At 55.1% G+C, this 25,011-nt stretch carries 25 protein-coding genes; 16 read left to right on the forward strand and 9 right to left on the reverse strand.

What is annotated here, in order from left to right:
• Window positions 1-7: 7 nt before the first annotated feature.
• Together QLQ17_RS10705 and htpX are read left to right on the forward strand one after the other, a co-directional pair.
• Window positions 8-469 (forward strand): hypothetical protein, encoded by a 462-nt coding sequence (locus QLQ17_RS10705; protein WP_283209570.1) that lies wholly within the window; start codon window positions 8-10, stop codon window positions 467-469.
• A gap of 102 nt (window positions 470-571) precedes the next feature.
• Window positions 572-1,453, forward strand: a complete 882-nt coding sequence (gene htpX, locus QLQ17_RS10710) for a protease HtpX (RefSeq protein WP_283209571.1) — start codon at window positions 572-574, stop codon at window positions 1,451-1,453.
• 14 nt (window positions 1,454-1,467) lie between these two features.
• On the opposite strand, the gene pdxB is transcribed toward htpX, so the two are convergent.
• Genes pdxB through QLQ17_RS10725 form a run of 3 tightly spaced genes read right to left on the reverse strand, consistent with a single transcriptional unit; the run spans window position 1,468 to window position 4,460 of the window.
• The gene (pdxB, locus tag QLQ17_RS10715) at window positions 1,468-2,622 is read right to left on the reverse strand and encodes a 4-phosphoerythronate dehydrogenase PdxB (RefSeq protein WP_283210153.1); all 1,155 of its coding nucleotides are present in this window, start codon (window positions 2,620-2,622) and stop codon (window positions 1,468-1,470) included.
• A 19-nt stretch (window positions 2,623-2,641) separates the two neighbouring features.
• Window positions 2,642-3,943: a DEAD/DEAH box helicase gene (locus tag QLQ17_RS10720; RefSeq protein ID WP_283209572.1), complete on the reverse strand. Its 1,302-nt coding sequence runs from the start codon at window positions 3,941-3,943 to the stop codon at window positions 2,642-2,644.
• A complete protein-coding gene (locus QLQ17_RS10725) occupies window positions 3,933-4,460 on the reverse strand; it encodes an elongation factor P hydroxylase (protein WP_283209573.1) in 528 nt (175 codons plus the stop codon). Before QLQ17_RS10725 ends, QLQ17_RS10720 begins: the two co-directional genes overlap by 11 nt.
• Before the next feature lie 153 nt (window positions 4,461-4,613).
• Here QLQ17_RS10725 and dsbD point away from each other — a divergent pair, with 153 nt between their 5' ends.
• Window positions 4,614-6,482 carry a protein-disulfide reductase DsbD gene (gene dsbD / locus QLQ17_RS10730; RefSeq protein ID WP_502867382.1) on the forward strand — a complete coding sequence of 623 codons (1,869 nt, stop codon included), beginning with the start codon at window positions 4,614-4,616 and terminating at the stop codon, window positions 6,480-6,482.
• Here the strand turns inward: dsbD and QLQ17_RS10735 are convergent.
• Complete coding sequence (locus tag QLQ17_RS10735; protein WP_502867383.1) at window positions 6,463-6,639, reverse strand: sulfurtransferase TusA family protein; 177 nt, start codon at window positions 6,637-6,639, stop codon at window positions 6,463-6,465. The two genes, dsbD and QLQ17_RS10735, sit on opposite strands and share 20 nt — an antisense overlap.
• A gap of 146 nt (window positions 6,640-6,785) precedes the next feature.
• Here QLQ17_RS10735 and QLQ17_RS10740 point away from each other — a divergent pair, with 146 nt between their 5' ends.
• A complete protein-coding gene (locus QLQ17_RS10740) occupies window positions 6,786-7,073 on the forward strand; it encodes an antibiotic biosynthesis monooxygenase family protein (RefSeq protein ID WP_283209575.1) in 288 nt (95 codons plus the stop codon).
• 12 nt (window positions 7,074-7,085) lie between these two features.
• On the opposite strand, the gene rlmM is transcribed toward QLQ17_RS10740, so the two are convergent.
• Entirely contained in the window at window positions 7,086-8,162 is a 1,077-nt protein-coding gene (rlmM, locus tag QLQ17_RS10745; RefSeq protein ID WP_283209576.1) for a 23S rRNA (cytidine(2498)-2'-O)-methyltransferase RlmM, read from the reverse strand.
• A gap of 116 nt (window positions 8,163-8,278) precedes the next feature.
• On the opposite strand from rlmM, the gene QLQ17_RS10750 reads away from it, so the two are divergent.
• The gene (locus tag QLQ17_RS10750) at window positions 8,279-10,114 is read left to right on the forward strand and encodes a sensor domain-containing diguanylate cyclase (RefSeq protein WP_283209577.1); all 1,836 of its coding nucleotides are present in this window, start codon (window positions 8,279-8,281) and stop codon (window positions 10,112-10,114) included.
• On the opposite strand, the gene QLQ17_RS10755 is transcribed toward QLQ17_RS10750, so the two are convergent.
• The gene (locus QLQ17_RS10755; RefSeq protein ID WP_283209578.1) at window positions 10,111-10,719 is read right to left on the reverse strand and encodes an alpha/beta fold hydrolase; all 609 of its coding nucleotides are present in this window, start codon (window positions 10,717-10,719) and stop codon (window positions 10,111-10,113) included. The two genes, QLQ17_RS10750 and QLQ17_RS10755, sit on opposite strands and share 4 nt — an antisense overlap.
• 274 nt (window positions 10,720-10,993) lie before the next feature.
• Between QLQ17_RS10755 and ccoN the strand changes: the two genes are divergently transcribed.
• Genes ccoN through QLQ17_RS10800 form a run of 9 tightly spaced genes read left to right on the forward strand, consistent with a single transcriptional unit; the run spans window position 10,994 to window position 19,525 of the window.
• Window positions 10,994-12,424 carry a cytochrome-c oxidase, cbb3-type subunit I gene (gene ccoN / locus QLQ17_RS10760; RefSeq protein ID WP_283209579.1) on the forward strand — a complete coding sequence of 477 codons (1,431 nt, stop codon included), beginning with the start codon at window positions 10,994-10,996 and terminating at the stop codon, window positions 12,422-12,424.
• A 15-nt stretch (window positions 12,425-12,439) separates the two neighbouring features.
• Window positions 12,440-13,048, forward strand: a complete 609-nt coding sequence (gene ccoO, locus QLQ17_RS10765) for a cytochrome-c oxidase, cbb3-type subunit II (protein ID WP_283209580.1) — start codon at window positions 12,440-12,442, stop codon at window positions 13,046-13,048.
• 5 nt (window positions 13,049-13,053) lie between these two features.
• Window positions 13,054-13,239 (forward strand): cbb3-type cytochrome oxidase subunit 3, encoded by a 186-nt coding sequence (locus tag QLQ17_RS10770; RefSeq protein ID WP_283209581.1) that lies wholly within the window; start codon window positions 13,054-13,056, stop codon window positions 13,237-13,239.
• Window positions 13,236-14,126: a cytochrome-c oxidase, cbb3-type subunit III gene (gene ccoP / locus QLQ17_RS10775; protein WP_283209582.1), complete on the forward strand. Its 891-nt coding sequence runs from the start codon at window positions 13,236-13,238 to the stop codon at window positions 14,124-14,126. Before QLQ17_RS10770 ends, ccoP begins: the two co-directional genes overlap by 4 nt.
• A 58-nt stretch (window positions 14,127-14,184) precedes the next feature.
• Window positions 14,185-15,615 carry a cytochrome c oxidase accessory protein CcoG gene (gene ccoG / locus QLQ17_RS10780; protein WP_283209583.1) on the forward strand — a complete coding sequence of 477 codons (1,431 nt, stop codon included), beginning with the start codon at window positions 14,185-14,187 and terminating at the stop codon, window positions 15,613-15,615.
• Between the two features lie 25 nt (window positions 15,616-15,640).
• Window positions 15,641-16,156 (forward strand): FixH family protein, encoded by a 516-nt coding sequence (locus tag QLQ17_RS10785; protein ID WP_283209584.1) that lies wholly within the window; start codon window positions 15,641-15,643, stop codon window positions 16,154-16,156.
• Window positions 16,153-18,588 (forward strand): heavy metal translocating P-type ATPase, encoded by a 2,436-nt coding sequence (locus QLQ17_RS10790; protein WP_283209585.1) that lies wholly within the window; start codon window positions 16,153-16,155, stop codon window positions 18,586-18,588. Before QLQ17_RS10785 ends, QLQ17_RS10790 begins: the two co-directional genes overlap by 4 nt.
• Window positions 18,589-18,599: 11 nt before the next feature.
• A complete protein-coding gene (ccoS, locus tag QLQ17_RS10795; RefSeq protein ID WP_283209586.1) occupies window positions 18,600-18,839 on the forward strand; it encodes a cbb3-type cytochrome oxidase assembly protein CcoS in 240 nt (79 codons plus the stop codon).
• On the forward strand, window positions 18,839-19,525 hold the full coding sequence (locus tag QLQ17_RS10800) for a sulfite exporter TauE/SafE family protein (protein ID WP_283209587.1): 687 nt from the start codon (window positions 18,839-18,841) through the stop codon (window positions 19,523-19,525). The genes ccoS and QLQ17_RS10800 overlap by 1 nt, the downstream gene beginning before the upstream one ends.
• Here the strand turns inward: QLQ17_RS10800 and ttcA are convergent.
• Window positions 19,506-20,420 (reverse strand): tRNA 2-thiocytidine(32) synthetase TtcA, encoded by a 915-nt coding sequence (ttcA, locus tag QLQ17_RS10805; RefSeq protein WP_283209588.1) that lies wholly within the window; start codon window positions 20,418-20,420, stop codon window positions 19,506-19,508. The genes QLQ17_RS10800 and ttcA overlap by 20 nt on opposite strands.
• A gap of 132 nt (window positions 20,421-20,552) precedes the next feature.
• On the opposite strand from ttcA, the gene QLQ17_RS10810 reads away from it, so the two are divergent.
• Both QLQ17_RS10810 and QLQ17_RS10815 read left to right on the forward strand, forming a co-directional pair.
• A complete protein-coding gene (locus QLQ17_RS10810; RefSeq protein WP_283209589.1) occupies window positions 20,553-21,200 on the forward strand; it encodes a DNA-J related domain-containing protein in 648 nt (215 codons plus the stop codon).
• Window positions 21,197-22,231 carry a polysaccharide deacetylase family protein gene (locus QLQ17_RS10815; protein ID WP_283209590.1) on the forward strand — a complete coding sequence of 345 codons (1,035 nt, stop codon included), beginning with the start codon at window positions 21,197-21,199 and terminating at the stop codon, window positions 22,229-22,231. The genes QLQ17_RS10810 and QLQ17_RS10815 overlap by 4 nt, the downstream gene beginning before the upstream one ends.
• Window positions 22,232-22,273: 42 nt before the next feature.
• Here QLQ17_RS10815 and QLQ17_RS10820 read toward each other — a convergent pair whose 3' ends face one another.
• Window positions 22,274-23,341: a MalM family protein gene (locus QLQ17_RS10820; RefSeq protein WP_283209591.1), complete on the reverse strand. Its 1,068-nt coding sequence runs from the start codon at window positions 23,339-23,341 to the stop codon at window positions 22,274-22,276.
• A 31-nt stretch (window positions 23,342-23,372) separates the two neighbouring features.
• Entirely contained in the window at window positions 23,373-24,995 is a 1,623-nt protein-coding gene (locus QLQ17_RS10825) for an OmpP1/FadL family transporter (protein WP_283209592.1), read from the reverse strand.
• Between the last annotated feature and the right edge of the window lie 16 nt (window positions 24,996-25,011).

Below are 25,011 nucleotides of genomic sequence, written 5' to 3' on the forward strand. Positions count from 1 at the left end.
GGGCATTGTGGCCGATATTCATATCGAAGAATTTTACAAGGATGCGGCGATAGCGCTGGTCCATCTCTACAACGCATTTCCCAGGCGCATCAATCTGTTCGTCGAAGACATTGCGGGACCGGACAACCCTGACGAATTCGGGCTACACAGCACACGTCATATGGCGTGCTTCGGCACGCTCCTCTGGCTCGAGGAAGAAGGCCTGCTACGTTACATCGACACTATTCGCCAAGAGGCACTGGATCAGGCGGTTCTGACCCATACTGCCTTTGTCAGACTAAGCGCTCCCGCCGATGCAGAGCTTCAGGACAATCAGCAAGCGCATGACTCTGAGCTACCTGCGACAGTTCGCAAGGATCTGTCTACCCATATTCATCTAATTCGCCAGGCGCTCAAAAGCCGCAGTTCCGACCGGATCAGTAAAGTGATGCAAAGCATTTTCTTTCAGGATCGCGGCAGCAATTATTAAATGAAATTAAGCCTCTTGATTCGGCACTTCCAAACCCAATAACTGTCTCAGAATCGCTGCCTTAGCGGCTTTTGACTGAACTCAACGGAGTACAGAGTAAACATGAGATTGTTACTGTTTTTGGGAACCAACCTGGCGGTCATTCTGGTCGCGAGTTTTACGCTCAAGCTCCTGGGTGTTGATTCCTATCTGGCACAAAATGGCATCCAGTACGGCTCCCTGCTGGCTTTTGCGGCAGTATTCGGCTTCGCAGGCTCCATCATCTCGCTTCTGATTTCGAAGAAAATGGCCAAGTGGAGTACCGGCGCTCAGGTCATTGAATCGCCCAGAACCCCAGCGGAACGCTGGCTGGTCGACACCGTCGCGCAGCTGGCCAAGAACGCCGGCATTGGCATGCCGGAGGTTGCGATATTTCCGGCCACGCAGTCCAACGCCTTTGCCACCGGTTGGAACAAAAATGACGCCCTGGTGGCAGTCAGCGAAGGGCTGCTGACACGTTTCGACAAAGACGAGATCCGTGCCGTACTGGGTCATGAAATCGGCCATGTGGCCAACGGCGACATGGTGACCCTGGCGCTGATACAAGGCGTTGTAAACACCTTCGTTATTTTCGCCTCCCGGGTGATTGGCTCAGTCGTCGATCGAGTGGTATTCCGCAATGAGAGCGGCCACGGCATCGGTTTCTTTGTGGTGAGCATCATTGCCGAAATAGTACTGGGCATACTGGCCAGCACCATTGTGTTCTGGTTCTCGCGTCGAAGAGAATTCAGGGCGGATATTGCCGGTGCACAATTGGCCGGTCGTGGCGCCATGATCAGCGCCCTTAACCGGCTCAAACGTGAGAGTGAAGTGCCCGATCAGATGCCAGACAGCCTGCAGGCGTTTGGCATCAATCGAGGTGCGCGTGGTGGGCTCAGCGCGCTGTTTATGACTCATCCTCCCCTTGAGGACAGGATAGATGCCCTGACTCGCGCGCAACTCTGAATGCGGTAGAACGGCTACATCTTGATCTTGAAACCCAGGGCGCGAAACGTGTCCTGGGCCGATTTGCTGGTGCCCTTGAGCTGGATTTTCAGGCTGGAGAACTCCCGGCGAACCGGATACTGTCGGCGCAGACGATCAAAAGCCTGCCCGCGTTCATCCGCAGAGAGGCTCAGGGTCCGTCGAAGCCGTGCATCGTCGCGACGAGGATCGCAACAGGAACGAATGGCAACCCAGGCCGCGTCCATTTCGTTTGCAGCGCTGGTAAACGACAGTTTGCTGAGCGCTGGCTCGGGTAGAAACTGACCTGCCTTCTTTCTGACAGGGAGCCCCATAAACCGACTGAGCGCATGATAAATCATCTCACTGCCCTGTACTTTGCCCTCGAGGCTGTAACCAGCAATGTGGGGCGTTGCCAGCCAGGCCTGTTCCACCAGTTCAGGATTGATCCTGGGTTCGTTTTCCCAGACATCCAGTGCCACGGTCGGAGGATTGGCTTCCGACAGTCGCCGGATCAGTGCCGAAGTGTCTATAACCTCACCACGGCTGGTGTTGATCAATAACTGGTCTCTGCCCAGCAGCGCAAGGCGCGATTCATCGATCAGGTGGTAAGTGGGATGATCGCCGTCACGAACCAGTGGCGTGTGGAGGGTCACCACGTCGCATTTCAGCGCTTCTTCCAGTGTCGAATAACGGTCGTCGTCTTCATCCGACTGTTCCGCGAGCGGCGGGTCGCAGACCACAACATCAAAACCCAGGCGATCCAGTTTGTGGGCCAATTCTCCACCCACGTTTCCAGCGCCAACGATACCAACGCTCAGATCGGTCCAATCATCCAGACAGAGCTTTTCGGCCCGAAGAGAAATCACCGATAGCACGTACTCCGCGACACTGTTGGCGTTGCAACCAGGGGCCGCTGAGAAAGCAATACCGGCTGACCCAAGCCAGTCCTGATCAATGTGGTCGGTGCCAATGGTGCAGGTGCCAACAAACCGTACCCTGCTATCACCAAGGAGCGCTTCATTGACACGGGTGACGGAACGAACCAGAAGGATATCCGCGTCTTTAACGTCATCGGCTGACATAGTGCGCCCCGGCACCTGGCGAATGTTCCCCATATCGCCAAAAAATGATTCGAGCAAGGGAATGTTTTCGTCCGCTACGATACGCATAGTGCTGCCTTCCGGCCCTTTAAGATCTTCTTTGTCGCTGACCGCCAGGGCGTCCGCCCTGACTTCGGTTGTTCTGCCCACGACCGCCCTGGGGACGACGTCCACCGCGCTTGCGGGTGATCGGCGGGTTTTCCAGATCCGCCATCAATGCTTCATCCGGAACCGCCGTTGACAGTTTCTGACTGATGTAGGATTCAATCGACGGCAGAGAAAAGGCGTCGTCCTCACTGGCGAAACTGACCGATACGCCTGTCTGACCGGCCCGTCCGGTGCGTCCGATACGATGCACGTAATCCTCGGCGTTGTCCGGGAGATTATAGTTGAATACGTGGGTGACGCCGTCAACGTGAATGCCGCGTCCAGCCACATCGGTCGCAACAAGGACCTGGATACTGCCTTTCTTGAACTGATCAAGGGTCTTCAGACGCTTGTTCTGGGCAATTTCGCCAGACATGAGGGCGACTTTAACGCCTTGATTGCGCAAGTCTTCATCCAGATCCCGGCATTGGTCCCGGCGATTGGCGAAGACAATGGCCTTATCCACTTCGGGTTTTTTCAGATAATTAACCAGAACTGGAAGTTTCTCCTCTTCGCCGACCAGATAAACGGTCTGCTGGACGCGCTCCGCAGTTTTCTGCTCCGGCTCGATCTCAACAAACTCGGCATTGCGGGTCCACATGGAAGCCAGGTTGAGTACGTCCTGATTAAACGTGGCGCTGAACAACAGGGTTTGGCGGTCGTCCTTTGGTGTACACTTCCGGATAATTCGCTTTACGTCCGGGATAAAGCCCATGTCCAGCATGCGGTCGGCCTCATCCAGGATGAGAATGTCCAACTGATCAAGAAACACATCCTGAGACCCAAGAAAATCAATGAGACGCCCGGGCGTTGCAACCAGTATGTCTACAATCTCATTCTGCAGCTGGTCGCGCTGTTTGTCGTAATTCATACCACCAACCACCGTCACCACATTATGGCCGGTGTAACCGCAGAGCTCTTCTGCGTCTTTCGCAATCTGCATCGCCAGTTCGCGGGTCGGTGCCAGCGCCAGCACCCTCGGCTCAGAGGCAAATCGCTCCTGCTCCGGGATCGGCGTCTCCAGCATGCTCTGGATCGCAGTGATCAGAAACGCCGCTGTTTTGCCGGTGCCGGTCTGTGCCTGACCAATCAGATCCTGACATGCAAGAGTGTAAGGCAGGGTTTCTGCCTGGATGGGCGTGCAATACTGAAAGCCAATATCCGTAATCGCGTCCAAAACGCGTTGATCGAGATTCAGGTCTTTAAACCGGGTCTTGCCGGCTTCTGGTGCGTCAGCTGTCATAGAAATTCAAACTACCTTTATGCGTTCCGTAAAATGTCCCAAGCGCCTGAAAAAAGGTTTCAGCTCGCGGGGGCAAACCATGATTCAGATAGCGCTCCGCCTGATTCATCACTTTTTCGCGAAACGCGGTTTCATCCACTGCACCATCCCCCGACAGGTTGTCCACGCTGATATGAAAGCGGGACCCGGCTGCTGCTGAAAAAAGACACTCCAGCGCCTGGGGTTTTACCTCTACGACTTCAAATGCCTGTTGCTGCGAGCGGGTTCTTCCGTCCGGACAATACCAATAGCCGTAGTCCCGAAGTGTGCGCCTTTCCACACCGGCAATACACCAGTGACTGATTTCGTGCAAAGCACTGGCATAATAGTCGTGAGCAAAGATAATCTGAGCCAAGCCATTCGCTTCGGCTGCTGGCACGTACTCGGGTTCTTCGCCGCCTTTGACCAGAACTGTTTGATGTGAATTCTGGAACAGGCCGTTAAACAGCGTGATAAGATCATTCGGGTTGTGCTTCATGGGACGGCCATTGTGCGGCTTTCGAGCTGCTAATACCAGAGGGAACTTTAGCGGGCGCGATGTGTCCACAGGCAAGCTGGAACCCGGCGCCGCGGCTTGCAGAAATCAGTCGTGCAGAACCCAGAGATGTCCGAAAACGGTACCTTAGCAATGATGAAAGCACACTCTTTCCATTTCAGTGACATTGCGCTAAAAGCCACGCTGAATTATCTGCTGCTTGCAGGTCTGGCGTTAATGTTATCTGTGCCAGCTTACGCTCAAAGCACCAGTTCCGTATTCGGCGGTGGTACCGATTTTCTTCCCGTTGATGAAGCTCTTCCATTCTCCTATACCAATGAATCGGATGGCGTTCTGCTTAGCTGGGAAACTGCGCCAGAGCATTACCTTTATAAGGGGCGCATCAGCGTTTCCACCGATGCAGAGAGGGTTCAGCTTGGGCAACCGCAATTTTCCGCCCAGGGCACGGACACTGAAGACGACTATTTTGGCAAGGTGACGGTATTCTACGACCCTGTACAGGCCCGGGTGCCCGTCTCACTGCCCCAGGGCGTCAAAGAAGCCGAACTGGAAGTGACGTATCAGGGCTGCGCCAAGGCGGGCCTGTGCTATCCACCACAAACCCGCAACGTACTCTTCTATTCGGGCTCCTCAGCAGCTGCTGCAAGTGACATAACTCCCTCTCTATCGCAGTCGGACACTTCAACAGCAACAGGATTGGCCGGTTTCCTGGCAAGACAGTCGACGATGGTGATCGCCGGCCTGTTCCTGCTTCTGGGTTTAGGTCTGACATTCACACCCTGTGTGTTGCCAATGGTTCCCATCATTTCCTCACTGGTATCAAGCAGGAACACCAGCTCCACCGGTCATGCGCTCATGCTTTCGGGCAGCTATGTGATGGGTATGGCCCTTACCTATGCGGCAGCCGGGGTAATCACCGGGTTGCTTGGCGCAAGCTTCAATCTGCAAGCACACCTGCAATCGCCGTGGGTACTGAGCGTCTTTGCAGGTCTGTTTCTGGTTTTCGCATTGTCCATGTTCAACCTGTTTGAGATTCAATTGCCGCGCTTTATTCGCGAGCCGCTCAACGATGCCAGCCAGAAGCTGACCGGCACCCGGGTATTCAGTATTTTTGGAATCGGAGCGCTGTCGGCGCTGATTGTCTCTCCCTGTGTGTCCGCGCCATTGGCGGGCAGCCTGCTTTATATCAGCACAACCCAGGATGCGGTTATTGGCGGCATTGCGCTTTTTGCGCTTGGATTGGGCATGGGCATTCCACTCATTCTGGTTGCCGTTGGCGGGCGAAAACTCTTGCCTTCAACAGGCCCCTGGATGAACGTGGTGAAGGCCTTCTACGGCGTCATGCTTCTGGCGGTCGCAATCTGGCTGATTGAACGTCTGGTTCCGGCATGGCTGGCTTTGACGCTCTGGGGGCTTCTGGTTGCCATTACCGGGGTACAGTTGGGGGCCTTTGACGCCGCCAAAGCAGGCTGGGAGCGCACGCGCAAAGGCCTGGGACTGGTCATGTTTGCTTATGGTCTGGCGCTTCTCGCCGGGGCCGTGACTGGCGCCGAGGACCCGCTTCGCCCGCTTGATCCGATGATGGCGGCGCCCATCAGCGCAGGCTCTGGCGCTTCGTCGGCTGCCAGCCACGCCGAGTTTCTCAGGGTAGACTCTGCCGCTGCGATTCGTCAGGAACTGAGGTCTGCCAGCCAGAACAATCAGCCGGTTATTCTCGACTTCTATGCGGACTGGTGCATCTCCTGCAAAGTGATGGAGCGCAACGTGTTCAACGATCCCCAGGTCACGAAAGCCATGGAGCCTTTCACGCTGCTTCAACTGGACCTGACTGACAACACGCCGGATCAGCAGGCTTTATTGAACGACCTTGGCCTGTTTGGCCCGCCCGCCATCCTGTTTTACCAGGGCAGTGGCGAGGAGAGAACCAACGCAAGGGTGCTTGGAGAAATGGACAAGGACCAATTCCTGAGCCACCTGCAAAAACTCAAGCGCCCCGGCGTATAAGGTAAATAAACTCGTCGTCCTCTTCGGAGCTTTCAACCAATTCGTGGTTCAGAAACTGACAGAAGCGCGGTATGTCCCGAGTGGTTGACGGGTCGGTTGCGACCACCTTCAGTATCTCGCCTTCTCCGACCTCCAGAATCCGGGTATGAAGCAGCATCACGGGCTCGGGACAAAACAGCCCGCGTGCGTCCAGTTCCTCTTGCCATTCACTCTCGCCCAAGCGTGCCTCCACGTTCCAGCTGATTTTCTTGAAATCCGTGCTAAATTATTGTTTATAGTTGTCTAAGTAAATAGAGGTGAACAATGATCCGGGTACTGATTGAACGCCATATTGCCGAGTCTCTGGAGCCTGTTTACGAAGAAAGGTCTCGCCGGGTTCTTCAAAGCGCTGTCAGTGCGCCGGGATTTGTGTCTGGTGAAACCCTGGTCGATTCCAACGACCCCAACCACAGGTTCACTCTGGCGAACTGGCGTTCAGAAGCTGACTGGCAACGCTGGCAACATTCTGACGAGCGCAAGAACCTGATGGCGGAACTGATCCCCATGATGGACAGGGACGAAGTGATCACGGTGCTCCACCACTCTGACTAGACCACGTCAGGCTCAGTCAAGCCGCTCGATAAAACAGGTAATTTCTTCCCTGTCATGATAGAGGTGCCTGGCTTTAAGCCGAAAGCTCATTTCAGTTTTAGCCAGACCCTCTTCCAACATGTCACGGCAAATCAGCCACTCATCATAGCGTTTCTTCATCGGCATTTTCAGGTTGAACACGACATAGCGGCAAAGCTTGGCTGTCAGCCAGCCAATCACCATCTCGGTCGTGCGTCGAGGATGATCCACGATGTCGCACACCATCCAGTCTACGCCTCTTTTAGGTAACCACTGGTAGCCGTCAGCTTTGATGTGGGTCACCTGCCCCGATGCCATCAACTCGGCGTTCATCGGCCCATTATCAACAGCCGTGACCAGCATGCCTTGCCTGACTAGTTGCCAGGTCCATCCACCTGGCGCAGCGCCCAGGTCAACGGCTTGCTTACCGCCCCCCAGATAATCCAGCTGGCGTGATTCCGGGATAAATACTTTCCAGGCTTCTTCCAGCTTCAACGCCGACCGGCTGGGCGCCTCAGCGGGAAGCCTTAATCTGACAATCCCGCTGGGATAGCGCGCACGGTTGGCCGCCAGGCTAAACCCAGCGATCACCTGCTCAAATGAAACCAACAACAACTCCAGCCTTGCAGGAGCGTCTGCTTTCGCGTCAGCTTCAAGGATTCCGGCCCCTCTGAGCGCTTTCGAAAGCGGAGATACCCATTTGCGGGCAAAGTTGCCTAAATCATGATCCTCGTTGGTTTCACCCAGCCGAATTTCGACACGACTGCAGGCTGGCCAATCCGCATCAACTTCCCTGAGCGCATCTATGACCGCTCCGACTCTGTCTGACTTCGGTAGCGAAATTTCCGATATCACAACGAACCAGTCCCGACTGAATACCAGGTCATCCAGCGAAAGACGACCCAGCAAATCAGCCATCGACTCGGGGCCAGGCAGACTGAACTTGATCAACCCTGGCTGAGAACCGGGCTCAAAATAACCATAGGCACCCACCGAAGCCGCGGCATCGGTAAGCTCACGGCCTGCGTCAGCTTCAAAACCGGGGCGGCAAAAAGCCATTAACTGTTCCATAATCAACTGCACCGGTTACCACTGGTCGAACATTGACCAAATTTGAAACTGTTTAACAAATGAAGCTCCTTTAATTGACTACAATAGCGCGTTTTCATTTGGCAGGGATTCGACCAATGCCGTACCTGCGCGTCCTGCTCAGTTTTTTGGTGCTGATCATCATTGGCATTTCTACTCAAGCAAAGGCTGAAACCCAGGCACAGTGTCCTGTTCTTGATGCCAGCGACCCTTCCCAGAGGGCCGCGCTGATGGACTACGTCTGCTACATCGCTGCACCTCCCGAACACCCTGCGCATCAGGCCACCAAACCATCCGAGCTAAAAGGCGAACTGGAATGGACGTATGCCAACGGCAATGATCTTGTGTTCAGCCACACCGATTCGGTTTATTGGGTGACGGTCAACGTAGTGAATCGTTTGGACACCAGGCAACTCTGGTACCTCAAACTGAATTACCCGCTGTTGGATCATGTCAGTTACTGGATATCGAACACCAGCATCAACCAATCGATTGTAACGGGCGATCAGCGTCCTTTTGTCGACCGGAACATAGATTACCGGTATTTTCTCTTCCCCGTCACGCTTGGGGGTCAGGAGAGCGCCACTCTTACTCTGAGGATACAGAGCGAAGGCGCGCTTAATGTTCCACTTTCACTGGCGACGCCAGACGTCATTATCGAAGACAGCAACCACCTGACGCTGGCCCATGGCCTGTTTTACGGGGCGCTGGCTATTTTTGCGATTTTCAATCTACTGCTGTATTTCAGTTCCGGCACCGTTTACTACTTTCACAACGCGTTCTACATGGCAGCGCTGGCCATGTTTCTGTTCGCGATGGGTGGCTTTGCCAACCAGTACTTCTGGCCGAACAGTACAAGTCTGGCGAACACCTCGATCCCGGTCCTGATCGCCGTCTGTACACTGGCCATTATTCTGTTCGGGCGCTCATTTCTGGACATTACCCCCGGTACGGTGACGGATCGCCTCCTGAAAACCGAGGCCATAATCAGCTTGGCCTTGATCGCACTGTCCTTTGTGCTTCCCTACAGCCTGTCAATTGTGCTGAATGCCGCCAGCGGGATTGCGTTCATTGCCTTCCTCTTTGTGATCGGCCTGATGCGCTGGCGCGAAGGTTACATGCCGGCAAAATGGTACGCCCTGGCCTGGTCCGGAATGCTGGCCGGAACCATGATCTACGCGCTGGCAGCGTTTGGCTACATCTCAGATTTCCTGGCGCGGGAAATCTTTATGCAGGTCGCGGTCGGAACTCAGGTTCTTCTTCTTAACTATGCGATTGTTCAGCGATGGCGACTGTTGAACCAAAAGCTCCTGGATGTGGAGCAGAACGCCAGAATCGAGCTGGAGCGAAAGGTCTATGAGCGCACCTCTCAGCTGCGCTCAACCATGAGAGAGCTGGAACAGGCTAACCGCAAGCTGGCGGCCCTGAGCCTGAACGATTCGTTGACCGGCCTCCACAACAGACGTCACATGGACAATCTTTTGCCCGAACTCTGTGCGGAAACCCGCCGAACTGGCCAACCTTTGACCCTGGCGCTGATCGACGCGGACCACTTCAAATCAGTCAACGACCGATGGGGGCACGATTTTGGCGACACCTGCCTGAAGCACATCGCAGACGTACTGACACGCCATGTGAAACGACCCCGTGATGTCGCCATTCGTTTCGGAGGCGAAGAATTTGCGTTGCTGCTTCCCGGAACCGATGCCGACGGTGCTTATCGACTGTGTCAGCGGGTACTTGAAGACATGGAGGCCTCTTCCATTCATACGCCTGAGGGCGAAAAAGTAACCCTTACACTGAGCGCAGGCACCGCAACACTGATGCCCGCCGAGAATGAAAAAAGTCTGTTCAAGCGCGCGGATGAAGCACTCTACGCGGCAAAGTCCAACGGCCGAAACCAGGTCGCTCAGTCAAAAATCACGGAAGACTAACCAGCCTCTCTGATAAAGCTCGCTGCCATGCGCGCCGCTTCCTCTAATAATTGCTCCTGCGTTTCCGGCTGTTTGGCGAGAGGTTTGAAATCATGGTTTCCGCCCTCCAGCCAGTAGAGACGGCACCTCGATCCTTCCAGTTTCTCGGCCCAATCGGTTTCGTCCTTTTTACCGAAAGGATCCCGAGTACCCTGAATCACCATCACCGGGCACTGGAAATCTTTAAAGTGATCCAATCTCCATCGGTCATGTTTTCCCGGCGGGTGAAACGGATAGCCAAAACAGACACAGCCTTGAACAGGTAGCTGCTCCGCCGGTTCTGCAGCCAGAAGGCTGGCCATGCGCCCGCCCATCGACTTACCACCAATATAAACGGATCCTGACTGCTGATCGGAAACCTGACGTATCAGTTCCCGAAAATGTGCCAGCAGAACCGGTTGACGGTCAGGCGGCCGCTTTTTTCCATCCTCTCTGCGGCGCTCCATGTAGGGAAACTCAAAACGCACCGTAGCGATACCTTCTCTGGCCAGTGCGTCTGCAAGATATTCCATAAAGTAGGAATCCGCAGGCGCGCCGGCACCGTGAGCCAGGATTAAAGTGCACACGGTTTCCACTCCAACGGGCGTTTTTTCAAAGCGTTTTATTGACGTCACAACCAACCTCAAAACATGAATGAAAAGGGCGTTAAAAAAGTCCTGACATTTTTTAGGGTTATTACCAGACAAATTCCAAAAGAAATTCTATAATAGTTTCGCCATCTTACTGATTTTGAGCCAATTGACAGAGTAGATTTGATGGACTACTCCCGTTGCAAACACCGGTGCGTTTGTCCATACTTGCGCCCGCAGATTTCCTCTCTCTGAACCCACTGGTAAGGCTATGAGCACAGTAAATGCAAACCTGACATACAACTACAAGGTTGTGAGGCAGTTCGCCATCATGACCGTGGTATGGGGCATCGTGGGAATGGGACTTGGCGTGCTAATCGCAGCGCAGCTTTACTGGCCCGCTCTCAACCTTGACCTGCCATGGACTCATTTCGGTCGCCTGCGTCCTCTCCACACTAACGCTGTCATCTTCGGTTTCGGTGGTAGTGCCCTCTTTGCAACCGCGTACTACGTGGTTCAGCGTACCTGTCAGGCGCGCCTGATTTCTGACGGTCTGGCGGCTTTCACCTTCTGGGGCTGGCAAGCCATCATCGTCTCGGCGGCGATCACACTCCCCCTCGGCCTTACCACTTCCAAAGAGTATGCAGAGCTGGAATGGCCAATCGATATTGCTATCGCAATCGTCTGGGTCGCCTATGCCCTGGTGTTCTTCGGAACCATCATGAAAAGAAGCACCCCCCACATTTATGTGGCCAACTGGTTCTACGGTGCGTTCATCGTAACCGTTGCGGTTCTTCACATTGGTAACAACCTCGCGCTCCCAGCCAGTGCCTTTAAATCCTACTCGGCCTACGCTGGCGTCACTGACGCGATGATGCAGTGGTGGTATGGACACAACGCCGTTGGCTTCTTCCTGACGGCGGGCTTCCTGGGCATGATGTATTACTTCGTGCCTAAGCAGGCAGATCGCCCGGTGTACTCTTACCGGCTGTCGATCGTTCACTTCTGGGCACTGATAGCGACCTATGTCTGGGCCGGTGGTCACCACCTGCATTACTCTGCACTGCCCGACTGGGCACAGACAGCGGGCATGGTCATGTCTCTGATTCTTTTGGCTCCTTCCTGGGGTGGCATGATCAACGGCATGATGACGCTGTCCGGAGCATGGCACAAACTGCGCACTGATCCGATCCTGCGCTTCCTTGTGGTCTCCCTGTCTTTCTACGGCATGTCGACGTTCGAAGGCCCGATGATGTCGATCAAGACCGTAAACGCGCTGTCCCACAATACCGACTGGACCATCGGCCACGTTCACTCTGGCGCACTGGGCTGGGTTGCCATGATCAGCATTGGCGCCATCTACCACCTGGTACCAAAGCTCTGGGGCGTCAGGGACATGTACAGCACGCCCTTGATCAACTTGCACTTCTGGCTGGCCACCGTGGGTACAGTGCTTTACATCGTCGCCATGTGGGTAAACGGCATTACTCAGGGTCTGATGTGGCGTGCGGTTAACGAGGACGGCACACTCACTTATAGCTTCGTGGAATCGCTTGAGGCCTCCTATGGCGGTTATCTGGTGCGTTTCATTGGCGGTGCTGTTTTCCTCACCGGCATGCTGATCATGGCCTATAACGTCTACATGACCATACGCCAGAAAGAAGCTGCACCAAGCACAACTGCAGCAGCTCAGACGGCGTAAAGGGAGGCCACACTGATGAAGCACGACATTATTGAAAAGAATATTGGCTTGATGATCGTTCTGATCATCCTGACAATCAGTGGCGGTTTTCTTGCGGAAGTTGTTCCCCTATTCTTCAGCAAAGAGGTTAACGAGCCTGTTGAAGGACTGGAGCCACTGTCTGCAGTGGAGCTGGAAGGGCGCGACATCTATATCCGCGAGGGCTGCCACGTGTGCCATACCCAGCAGATTCGTCCTTTCCGATCGGAGACAGAGCGGTATGGCCATTACTCCGTTGCCGGCGAATTCGTCTACGATCGTCCGTTCCTCTGGGGTTCCAAGCGCACCGGCCCGGACCTGGCCCGAGTTGGTGGTCGTTACTCAGATGCCTGGCAACGCCAGCACCTGTACGATCCAAGAAGCCTGGTGCCCGAATCCAACATGCCGGCTTTTCCATGGTTGTTCGAAAACAAAGTTGATCACACCAAGACGGAAAACAAGCTGAGAACACTGCAGACGCTGGGCGTACCCTATACCGACGAGCAGATCGCCGGAGCAGCAGAAAAGGTTGAGGGTAAGTTCGAAATTGAAGCGCTGGTCGCGTACCTGCAGCAGCTTGGTACCGTGATTTCAGAGAAGCGGTGATCCCTATGGATATTAACGAGTTACGCGGCGTACACACACTGGTCATCATGGCCATGTTCTTTGGCATTATCTGGTGGGCCTACAGCTCTCGCCGTAAAAGAGCCAATGAAGAAGCAGCCCACCTTCCCTTCGATGATGAAGAGGTGGAAAAGCGTACTCTTGAACAGGAAAAGACGGAGAATAAGCGATGAGTACCTTTTGGAGCATCTGGATCAGTGTGATCGTGCTGGGTACCGTGTTTGGCTGCTGGTGGTTGCTTTATGCAACCCGCAAAGGACAGACAACCGACACCGAAACAGACCGCACAACGGGCCATTCGTTCGATGGCATTGAAGAACTGGATAATCCACTGCCCAAGTGGTGGTTCTACCTGTTTGTTGCGTCCTGTGTATTTGCGCTCGGTTATCTGGCGCTTTACCCAGGTCTGGGTAACTACAAGGGGCTTCTCGACTGGTCACAGGAAAGTCAGTGGCAAACCGAACAGCAACTGGCGGAAGCCCGTTACGGCGAAATCTACGCCCGCTATGGCGACACGTCAGTTGAAGAACTTTACACCAACCGAGAAGCCATGCAGATCGGTCAGCGACTGTTCGCCAACAACTGTTCGGTCTGTCACGGCTCCGCCGGTCGTGGCAACATTGGTTTCCCCAATCTGACCGACGATGCCTGGCTGTATGGCGGCGATCCGGATTCGATTCTTTCCACATTGCACAACGGCCGTGCGGGCGCTATGCCAGCCATGGGCACCATGCCGAACATGACCCCCGATCAGGTGGATGAGGTGGTGAACTACGTACTGGCCTACAGCGGCCGCGCGGAAGATCCGGAAGCCGCCAAGGCAGGTGAGCAGGTGTACATGCAGGCGTGTGCTGCCTGCCATGGGCAGGATGGCAAAGGCAACCAGGGCATCGGTGCGCCCAACCTGACCGATGACGCCTGGCTCTACGGTTCCACCTATGAGTGGATCAAAGAGACCGTGGTGAACGGTCGTCAAAACATGATGCCCGCCCAAAGCGATCGCCTGTCTGAAGACCAGATCCAGATTCTGGCCGCCTACGTGTACAGCCTGTCACGGTGAAATAGCCAGACAATAACCGCTGTCCTTGCAGGGCAGCGGTCATCATCGGGAGGTAACGATGAGCAGTGAGATTCCGGTCAAACAGATTGACCCATCCTCTGGCGCCTCCGATAACAAAAACAACAGCGGAACCGTAGATCTATACGCCAGTCGCAAGAAAATCTACGTAAAAGAAGTCAAAGGCTTCTTTCAAAGAATTCGTAACATCAGCCTGACAGCGCTGATGGGAATGTATTTCCTGTTTGTCTGGATTTCCTTCGACGGCCAGCCGATGATCTATTTTGATTTGCCTGCCCGCGAGTTCCACCTCTACGGAATTACGTTCTTCCCACAGGACCTGATCCTGCTCTCTGGTTCACTGATCATCTGCGCGTTCGGCCTGTTCTTTATCACGACGCTTTTTGGTCGCGTATGGTGCGGCTACACCTGCCCCCAAACGGTCTGGACCTTCATTTTCATGTGGGTCGAAGAACGCATCGAGGGCAGCCGGAACCAGCGCATGAAGCTGGACAAGGCGCCGAGCTCAGGAAGCAAACTCGCCAAGAAATCGGCCAAACACGCCGCTTGGCTCCTGATCGCCTTCGCCACGGGGCTGACGTTCGTTGGATACTTCTATCCGATTCGTGAACTGATTGCCGATCTGTTTACTTTTCAGGCGAACGGCTGGGCCTACTTCTGGGTTTCGTTTTTCACGGTAGCCACCTACCTGAACGCAGGATGGATGCGCGAACAGGTATGTCTTTACATGTGTCCCTACGCGCGATTTCAGTCCGTGATGTTCGATCCGAATACCCGGGTTGTCTCATACGATCCGAATCGTGGCGAGCCCAGAGGAAGCCGCAAAAAGAGTGCGGATCCCAAAGAACTCGGTCTTGGGGACTGCATTGATTGTGGACAATGCGTTCAGGTTTGCCCTACCGGAATCGACATCAGGGATGGCCTTCAATACGAGTGCATCGGGTGCGCTTTGTGCATCGATGCCTGCGATGAAGTCATGGACAAAATGAACTACCCCAGAGGGCTGATTCGCTACACCACGGAAAATGAACTGGAAGGCAAGCCCTCCAAACTGGTCCGCCCAAGAACGGTGGGTTACGGCGTGGCCTTGTTACTGATGATTTTCGCGATCGGCTACACCATTGCAACCCGAGTACCGGCAACGCTGGATGCAGAGCGAGACCGCGGCGCCCTGTTCAAGTTCAATGGCCAGGGCCGGGTAGAGAACACCTACACGCTTCGAATCGGGAACATGACGGAAGTACCGCAGACCTTCAACCTGTCCGTTTCGGGCCTGGAAACGATCCAGATCCTTACCGACAAAACCATAACCGTTGATAGCAGTGATCACCGTACGCTGCCCACGGTGGTTGACGTTGATCCGAAGGTCATCTCCAGCGCAAGTAACAGCATCGTGTTCACAATGACTTCAGAGACCGATCCGTCGCTGTCTGTAGAAACTGAAAGCCGGTTTGTTGGTCCAAACCGGTAATCGGAACGAATCCTAGAGAACCTTTATGAATCAAGAAAACGCAGTCGATCCCTGGTACAAGCAGCCGTGGCTGTGGTTCCTGTTGATATTCCCGGGAGCCGCGATTATCTGGTGCATCACAATGATCACCGTATCCCTGAATATCGACAGCTCCATGGTAACGGACGACTACGCCAAGGAAGGTCGTGGCATCGCGATGAACGTTGCCAGGGATCAGACGGCTCGCGAAATGGGGCTTCAAGCCAGCCTCAGCTTTCAGGAACGCTCTGCAAGCCTGTCCATGGAAACCAATCAGAGTGGTCTCGAAGCGCCCTATCTGATTCTGAATCTGTTCCACCCCACGCTGACGGAGTACGACCAGACAATACAGTTCCGCCCCACTGGCGAGGGACAATATACCGCAACGCTCAATCAGCCAATAGATGGCCGCTGGTACCTGGATCTTCGCGGACCCAATAACAATTGGCGACTGAAAGGCGAAGCGACGCTTCCGCTATCCAGACCACTCACACTTGATACCAGGAACGATGATCAGGGGTGAGTAACTTGCCGTGCTTCCACTGCGGAGCGCCCGCAGAAGGCAGCCCGCCGATCACTCTGGAGCTGGATGGTGAACAGCGGCATTTCTGTTGCGAGGGATGCAAGGCGGTTTGCCAGACCATTCGCTCGGAAGGTCTCGACCGTTTCTATCAGTTCCGCACTGAGCTTGCGGTTACGCCCAGGACCCTGACTGACACTGAAATCAATCGAATTCGAGAGCTGGATCATCCCCTGGTTCAGGATTCCTTCGTGGTGCCCGTCAAAGGTGGCCAGGAGGCAACGCTGCTGATCGGGGGGCTCACCTGCTCTGCGTGCATCTGGCTCCTGGAACATCACATGGCCAAGCAGGCCGGCGTTCTGTCCTTCTCCGTCAACCATACGACCCAGCGGGCAAGACTGGTCTGGGATACCAGCCAGACGGCCCTGAGTGATTTGCTGATTGCCATCCACCAATTGGGGTACACAGCGAAACCCTATCAGGCGGATGAAGCAGAGCAGGCCCTCAAGCGCGAAAACCGCTCCGCCCTGATCAGACTCGCCGTTGCCGGTATCGGCTCTTTCCAGAGCATGATGCTGGCTTTCCCATTGTATTTTGAACTGGTCAGCGATCTTTCCCCGACGTTTATCGAATTTTTCCGCTGGTTCAGTCTGTTGGTTGCAACGCCAGTGGTGTTCTACAGCGCCCGTCCTTTCTTCTCCAATGCGATGCGGGATGTCCGCAGCAAGCAGCTAAGCATGGACGTACCGGTCGCCACCGCTATCGGGCTGGCCTATGCCGCCAGCGCCTGGGTCACCCTGACCGGTGGCGAAGAAGTCTATTTCGAGTCAGTCTGCATGTTCACGTTCTTCCTGCTGCTGGGCCGATATATCGAAAGTCAGGCGCGATATCGGGCCGGGCTGACTGGCCGCAGCCTGGCTGGCTTCCAGCCCTCAGTTGCCAGCAGAATTCAAGGCGACGAAACCGAGCTTGTGCCCGCCCACAACTTGCGGGCCGGAGACATCATTTCTGTTCGTCCCGGCGAAACCCTTCCAGCTGACGGCGTGATTGTCAGAGGCCGGACGACCCTGGATGAAGCGGCGTTGACCGGTGAGTATCTGCCGGAAACGCGCAATCCCGGTGACCAGGTACACAGCGGGAGCGTCAACGGAGAGCACCCCTTCGAAATGAAAGTGACCCGTGCCGGCGCCCAAACCAGGCTGTCTGGCATCCTCAGGATTCTGGATCGGGTTCAGGCTGAAAAACCTCCCGTTGCCAAGCTTGCGGATCGGATCGCCGGCCGATTCGTCGGCCAGGTGCTTCTTGTCACGCCGCTTATTGGCCTGGGCTGGTGGTTGGCAGGTGCCAGCAATGCCTTTGATATCATGCTGTCTGTGCTGGTGGTCACCTGCCCTTGCGCGCTATCGCTGGCCACACCTACTGCCATCACATCGGCGACAATTCGGCTTCGGAAACACGGATTCCTCCCGACTCGCGGGCATTCTCTCGAATCCATGCGGGACATCGATACCGTCGTCTTCGATAAAACCGGCACCCTCACCCGGGGAAAACTGCAGATCACTGACACAGTCAGCCTTGCCGACCTGTCTGAAGAGCAATGCCTTGCACTGGCCTGCAGCCTGGAGCGGGTTTCGGAACATCCCATCGCCCGGGCTTTTCATCATGGCTCAAGTGCTAAAGCGGCGAATGTCACCAATCACCTTGGCGGCGGCCTGACCGGTGAACGCGATGGCCTGTCGCTGGCAATCGGCCATCGGGACTTTGTTCAGGATTATACAAAGCAACCCTGCCCCTCGTTACCGCCGTCTCAAGGCATCGATATCTGGCTGGTAAGTGATCGGCAATGGCTTGCCCGGTTCTCGCTGGATGACCAGCCTCGCCCCGATGCACGTGCAGCGATACAAACGCTTCAGAGCAATGGCGTGAAAACCATACTTCTCAGCGGAGATCGGTCAAATCATGTGCACAGAATCGCAGAGTTTCTGGGCATGGATGAGGCCATCGGCGAAGCATCGCCCGAGCAAAAACTGTCGGTACTGAAGCGTTTAACCGATGAGGGACACCGTGTCATGATGGTGGGCGACGGGCTGAATGATCTGCCATCCATGGCTGGCGCCAGTATGTCTGTGGCAATGGGAGAAGCCGCAGATCTGACTCAATTGAACGCAGACGCCGTTTTGCTGAATGGACAGCTGACAGAGATACCGAAGGCGCTGCGTATCAGCCGCTCAATGCGGCGAATCATTCGCCAGAATATGATTTGGGCGCTGGGGTATAATCTTCTGGCGCTGCCTCTCGCGGCAGCAGGGTTCGTACCTCCCTGGCTGGCCGCCATTGGCATGTCAGTCAGTTCGCTCGTCGTCGTTCTCAACGCGCTCCGGCTGAGCCGCCAGCGCCGGGAACCCGATTCAGCCATCTACTCTCCAGCAACCTGAAAGGACCCTCCATGAAAATTGTAATGATACTGGTTCCGATCATGCTGATTCTGGTTGCTCTGGGCATCGTGCTGTTCTCATGGGCGGTCAGGAATGGCCAATACGATGACCTGGAAGGCCCGGCACACCGGATTCTCTACGACGACGATGAGGACAGAATTCCGGAGGAGGCCAAACAACACGAACAGAAAACCGCCTCCATGGAAAACGATTCGTCACACCGTTCCGATAAGGATCGTCCCCCCTCCTGATGGAAAGTGAACTCGTACTCAGCTATTCCAGTGCCTACCTGATCGGTCTCATGGGCAGCACGCACTGTCTTGGCATGTGTGGCGGTATCAGTGCCTCACTGTCCATGTCACTGCCTGTCGGCGCTGGCTATCGCCGTCGGCAAACCCTGATGCTTCTTGCCTTCAACGGGGGGCGCATCGCCAGCTATGTGGCCATTGCGACGCTGGTCGCACTGCTGAGCACCCGCGCTGCGGACCAGTATGCGAGTGTTGGCCCGATTCTGCGCTCCATTGCCGGAGCGTTGCTGATCCTGATGGGGCTGTCCATGGGCCACTGGTGGCAGGGTATACGGTACATAGAAAGAGTGGGCGCGCCCGTCTGGCGACGGGTCTCACCGCTAACCCAGCGCGTGATGCCCGTCGACCGCACCTGGAAAGCGTTGATTCTCGGCGGCCTTTGGGGATGGCTTCCCTGCGGCCTGGTCTACAGCACGCTGGGCTGGGCGGCTTTGCAGCCAACGGTCGCAAGCGCCGCCGGAACCATGTTGTTCTTTGGTCTTGGCACCCTGCCATCGATGTTGGCCACAGGCTACGCGGCTGGCTGGATTAACAAACTGAAGCGACAACCCTATTTTCGAAGGCTTGCCGCCTTGTTATTGATCGGCTTTGGAATCTGGACTCTGCCGTTTATACATTCAGCACATTAAGCCGACCGTATTCGGCCGTTTCTTCCTGCGGCTGTTGCACGGAAGTGTCCGACTTACCGGTTAACCGCTGGCCATGACGGAAATCATAGAGCGTGTTGTCGGCAAGATGGGAAGGCTCAACGTTGCACATGGCTCTGAACATGGTTTCCAGACGCCCCGGGTGTTGCTTGTCCCAGGTCTGAAACATGTCCTTGATGACCTGTCGTTGAAGATTCTCCTGTGAGCCGCACAGGTTGCAGGGAATAATCGGAAACTCGCGCATGCCCGCATAGCGCTCAATGTCTTTCTCCCGACAATAGGCTAGCGGTCGAATCACCGTGTTGCGTCCGTCGTCACTGTGAAGAACCGGCGGCATTGATTTGAGCTTGCCCCCGTAAAACATATTCAGGAACAGAGTCTCGAGAAGATCATCACGGTGGTGCCCCAGCGCAATCTTGGTGACGCCATGCTCTTCCGCAAAGTTATACAGAATCCCTCTGCGAAGCCTTGAACACAGCCCGCAGGTAGTTTTTCCCTCTGGCACCTTGTCTTTGACGATGCTGTAAGTGTCTTTTTCGATGATGTGGTATTCGATGCCCAGTGCCGACAGATAATCCGGAAGAACTTCTTCGGGAAAACCCGGCTGTTTCTGATCAAGATTGACTGCAATCAGCTCAAAGTCCACTGGCGCGCTTTTCTGGAGGCTCATCAGAATATCCAGCATGGCGTAGGAGTCTTTGCCCCCACTAAGGCAGCACATCACCTTGTCGCCTGCTTCAATCATCGAGAAATCCGCAATGGCCTGCCCGGTTTCACGCCGCAGACGTTTTTGCAGCTTGTTGAATTCACGCTTTTGCTTACGTTCCGCCTCGGAATAAGCCGTGGTGTCAGGTTTGGCAACTTGGGCTACAGACATAAAGATACTTACTTCATCCGGTCAATAAGCGCGCAATTATACGCGCGCCTCTGTCAGTAACAAACCCGAGTCATCGCATTTTCCAAGTCACCGTCCCTTTTCTGAACGAGGCCTCTGGCATAGGATGGCATTATGAACTCACCCCAGGTCCCGAACATCGAAGATGAACGGCTCGCCTTTCAGGTTCAACACCTGTCAGTGGCCATTGAGCGCATTCTTCGCGAGCATCCTCTTGGCATCAACGAGCTTGGACTGATCAAGGCTCTGCAAAAACCACCCTGGGAGATGATTGGCGATGTCGATTATTCCGATCCGGGAAAGCTATACCCGATCCATTTTCTGATCTTTCACGTGCTTTACCGGCTGCGAGACCAGGTCGCCGCTGCAGGAGAATGTCTGAGCATATCGCCACTGCTGATTCGCCTGACACAGCAAGACGTTGTCGGCGGAACCGGGACGGTCGGCAACGTGGATCAGCTCCGGGCATTTTATCTGGATCTCTCAAAATACCAGATGCCGGAAGACGCCATTCATCAGATGATGGACGACTTCTGGTCTGGTCGATCAGGTCAGGAGCCTGCCGGCAACCACGTCGAAGCCGCCGCAGATACCCTGGGCTTCGATTGTGTGCCTTCGTCCTTTGACGAAGTCAAAAAACGCTTCCGGAAAGCCGTCATGCAGGCTCATCCGGATCGCGGCGGGGAAACCGAAGCGATACAGGACCTCAACAACGCCTTTAGTACCCTCAAAGCTCATTTCCGTTTCAGGGAGTCTCTATGATCGCCACCAACCGTTTTTCTACCATAATGGCAGGTCTTTTAATCGCAGGCATAACGCCGGTAAAAGCCGACCTTGTGGTGCTCCAATATCATCACGTCAGCGATTCCACGCCGGCATCAACCAGTACCGAGGTGGATTTATTCCAGGGCCAGCTGGACATGATCGATGAACTTGGGCTGGAAGTGGTCGCCCTGGAATCCGGCACGCGACAGGCGCTCGAAGGCCGATCCGACGATTTGCAACAGATTGCGATCACATTCGATGACGCCTACGACTCGGTCTACGAAACCGCAAAGCCCTTGCTTGAAGAAAAAGGCTATCCCTACACGGTATTTGTGAATACCGATGCGGTTGGTGGTAACGGTTATATGACCTGGGAAGAGCTTGAAGACATAAGGGATGATGAAGGTGTGACCATTGCCAATCACAGCAAAGACCACGATCATCTGGTGCAGCGCCCCGAAGAATCCGAGCGGGCCTGGCGAAACAGAATCGAAATCAGCCTGGATGACGCACAGGACGCACTTGAAAACCGATTGGGCGTGGCTCCACCTCTGTTTGCCTATCCCTATGGGGAATCCAGCGAGCCTCTGGAAGCGATGCTCAGCGACCGAGGGTGGCTGGGGTACGGCCAGCAATCCGGAGCCATTGGCAGCCACTCTCTCAATACCCGACTGCCCAGATTTCCCATGGCCACTTCTTACGGCCAATTGGGCAATCTGAAAACCAAACTCACCAGCAAGGCCTTGCCAGTGGATGCCGGGCAGCTGGGAGATCCGGTGATGGATGAGAATCCGCCGACTCTGAGTTTCCAGTTGCCAAAAGACATGGATGCAGGACGCCTGACCTGCTTTGCCTCCGGCCAGGGGAAAATTGAGGTCGACGCAGCCAGTGACGGCAGGGTTTCAGTCCAGTCACCGTCAGCCTTCGATAGCCGCCGATTCCGATACAACTGCACCTACCCGGCCGGAAAAGGGATTTTCTACTGGCTGTCCCATCAATACCTGAACCCGAGCCAACCTGAGGATTGATCTGGCCTGCTGAATGACTGATAGGGGGGTACGGGGAGAAGGCTACTGCTCGACCCTCATCAACCCCAGCTGCCCGGTTGGCTGGTGCTGGATCGCCCGTGGGCCAAAGCGGGTCTCGATGACGGTTTGCTCGGCAAGGTCCTGACCGGTTGTATAAATCAGCATCCACCGCTCTCCTCGGGTCGGGAAGACCGGAATGTAAGATCGGAGATGCCCATGCCTGGCCCATGATTCTGGAACATACTCTGCCGCAAGATCTGTCACCAGACGGACAGGTTTGAAATCACGGTCGAGAAACGCCACGGATGGCACAAACAGCCCTTTCTGGTCGAACGACCGTAGCCTGAGAATAAAATCTCGGGCAACGGGCCGCTCAAGCTTCTCGGCCTCTTTCTGATCGGCGAGTGACAGAGGCAGACTCACCAGACGGTAATGGCTTGGGCCATCGAGAAATTCATGCCTTGGGGACACCTCTGTGACATCAACGCCGAATTCCCGCCCCATGTCCCACTGGACGTAATCGGACCGGTTCAGCGATTCGCAACAGTTACGACTCCAACGCTCGAAAAACGGAGCCACACCTCCGTCCAACCCCAGAACCGCTGACGCGAGAGGATCCGCCCCTTCTGGTAAGTCCCCATCAACCGATTCGGAACCGGCTTCATAAATGCTCGCGCGAGTCAGCTGCAGAGGAGGCTCAATTTCGCCCTTCTCAACGGCGGTGCGGGTGTCTGGTCTGTAATAACTGACCCTGACATTGCCCTGAGCATCCCGCCAGGTGAAATAAGGCTCAGGATCGCCCTCCCTCAGAAAACCTCTTTCGGCCAGTTCGTTCCCGTCTGGATAGTTCTCGAGGTTGTATTCTTCGTGCGGAGGTTCGGAAGTATCGCTGCCAGTCGCTCTGGGCTCGCTACCCTTGGCAACTACAGATTCGATGGGTTCGGAGGTATCCGGAATTCGCGTCTGGCGAACCTGTCCCTGCTCATCCACCCAGGTAAAATACCCGTCTTTGGCGCCAGATGGTTCGGAATTCATTAACTGGCAGCCCGAGAGCAAAGCCGTCAGGGAGACGGCCAGCATAAAACCTTCAATCCGGGATTGGCGATTCATTCAGACCCACTACCTGCATTATGTTGCAGGGTCAGAATTTGGTTCGGAAGCTAAGCCCCGCCAGAACAGCGCGCAGCGATGTTCGCACATCCAGCCCTGCATACGGGTTATAGATAATATTCGTGATGTTATCGCAGTTAAGGTTACAACTACCATTGGCCGGAATATTTTCGATGGATTGGAGGTAGCTCAGATTCAGGTCAATTTCTGTATCCCGATCCCAGCGATAGCCCATGCCAACGCTATACAGGTGGGCGTCACCAAACGGGCCGAGAGTCTGGCGCTGATCATCCGGAATAACGGAATCACGGATCTCCACACCTGCCCTCAGATCCAGACGATTCGACGCATGAAACTCCATGCCAAACGCCCAGTTCCACTGATCCGTCATACCGACCGGCAGGCTCAGAGTGTTCTGGGTTGCGTTCGTCGACAGAATGCGGGCAGCGCCCAGAAATTCCAGGTTTCTGTCAAACTGCAGGTTGAACGCATCCCACTGAGCGTAGTCCGTCCAGCCGACGTCCGCGTTCAGCGTGAGCATGGGATGCACATCGACGCTCACACCCGTCTGAAAATGCTGCGGATAGGTAAGGTCAAGCGAGACGTTACCGGCTTCCCGTGGCGCTCCCGAAGGCAAGCTGAGGATGGCAGACGAAATCGCACCCAGTACCGAATTGTTCAGACGCTGCCAGAAACCGGACCAGTCTTCGGTGTAGTTGATTTCGAAGGTGCCCTTCATGTTCATGCGGGCTTCGGAGGTATAACTGGCCCCCCAGGTAAACCAATCGTAGGGCTCCCACAGCACGCCCAATGCGTAGGTCGGAGACACCGTTTCCTGGACGTTAAGGCTCAGAGTGCCAATGTCGTCCCACGGGCCGATGTTACCACCACACAAGGCAATCCAGGGCTGAAGCGGCTCATCGCCACTCTCACAGTTGAACGCATCCTGCAAAACTTCGCCGACACCCAATAGCATGTTGGGTGCGCGCATGTACTGGTCAACAGCTATGCCCTGATGGGAAATGTGAATGCCAGCCCCTACCGACCATTCATCGTTGATTTCATAGCCGACGGTTGGTGACAGATAAGTTGTGCGTTGAATGGCTTGTGCCTGCGGTAAATAACGGCCCGGATCGCTTTCTTTACGATAAAAACCAGCGGCTTGCGGAAGATAGAACATATTACCAAACGTCAGCTTGGACCCGGGTGGCTTGATGCTGATACCGGCGGATGGCGCCACAGCCGGCCCCGGTGGCGCCCGCAAGATTCCGTAGCCTGGCAGATAGAGCGCAACGTTGTTGGTGTGACTGCTGGAATTCGCGACTGGATCCCGCTGACTTCCCGTCATGGGATCCGTTTCAAGGCCATCGATATTGAAAATTTCATAGCCATCGGGCGCATAAAACTCGGCATCAATATCGAGATAGACGTTCATCAGGTTTATTTCAAGCTGACGCCCGTCCAGTTTGGTAAGCCCTGCAGGGTTGTAGTGAATAGCCATAATCCCCGGGGGATCGGCTGTGACTGCGTTACCCAACGCCAGTGCTTTCGGATGCAGGGTCAGGTTCTGTGTGAGTTGCGCCTGCGCACTGCCGCACAAAGCTGCCGCAAACAGGGCACCAAGCATCCGTTTTTTGTGGCTGGTGTTTACCATGAAATCTTCCTTTCCC

The organism is Marinobacter sp. CHS3-4 (assembly GCF_030053415.1).
In the GTDB taxonomy this organism is placed as follows: Bacteria; Pseudomonadota; Gammaproteobacteria; order Pseudomonadales; family Oleiphilaceae; genus Marinobacter.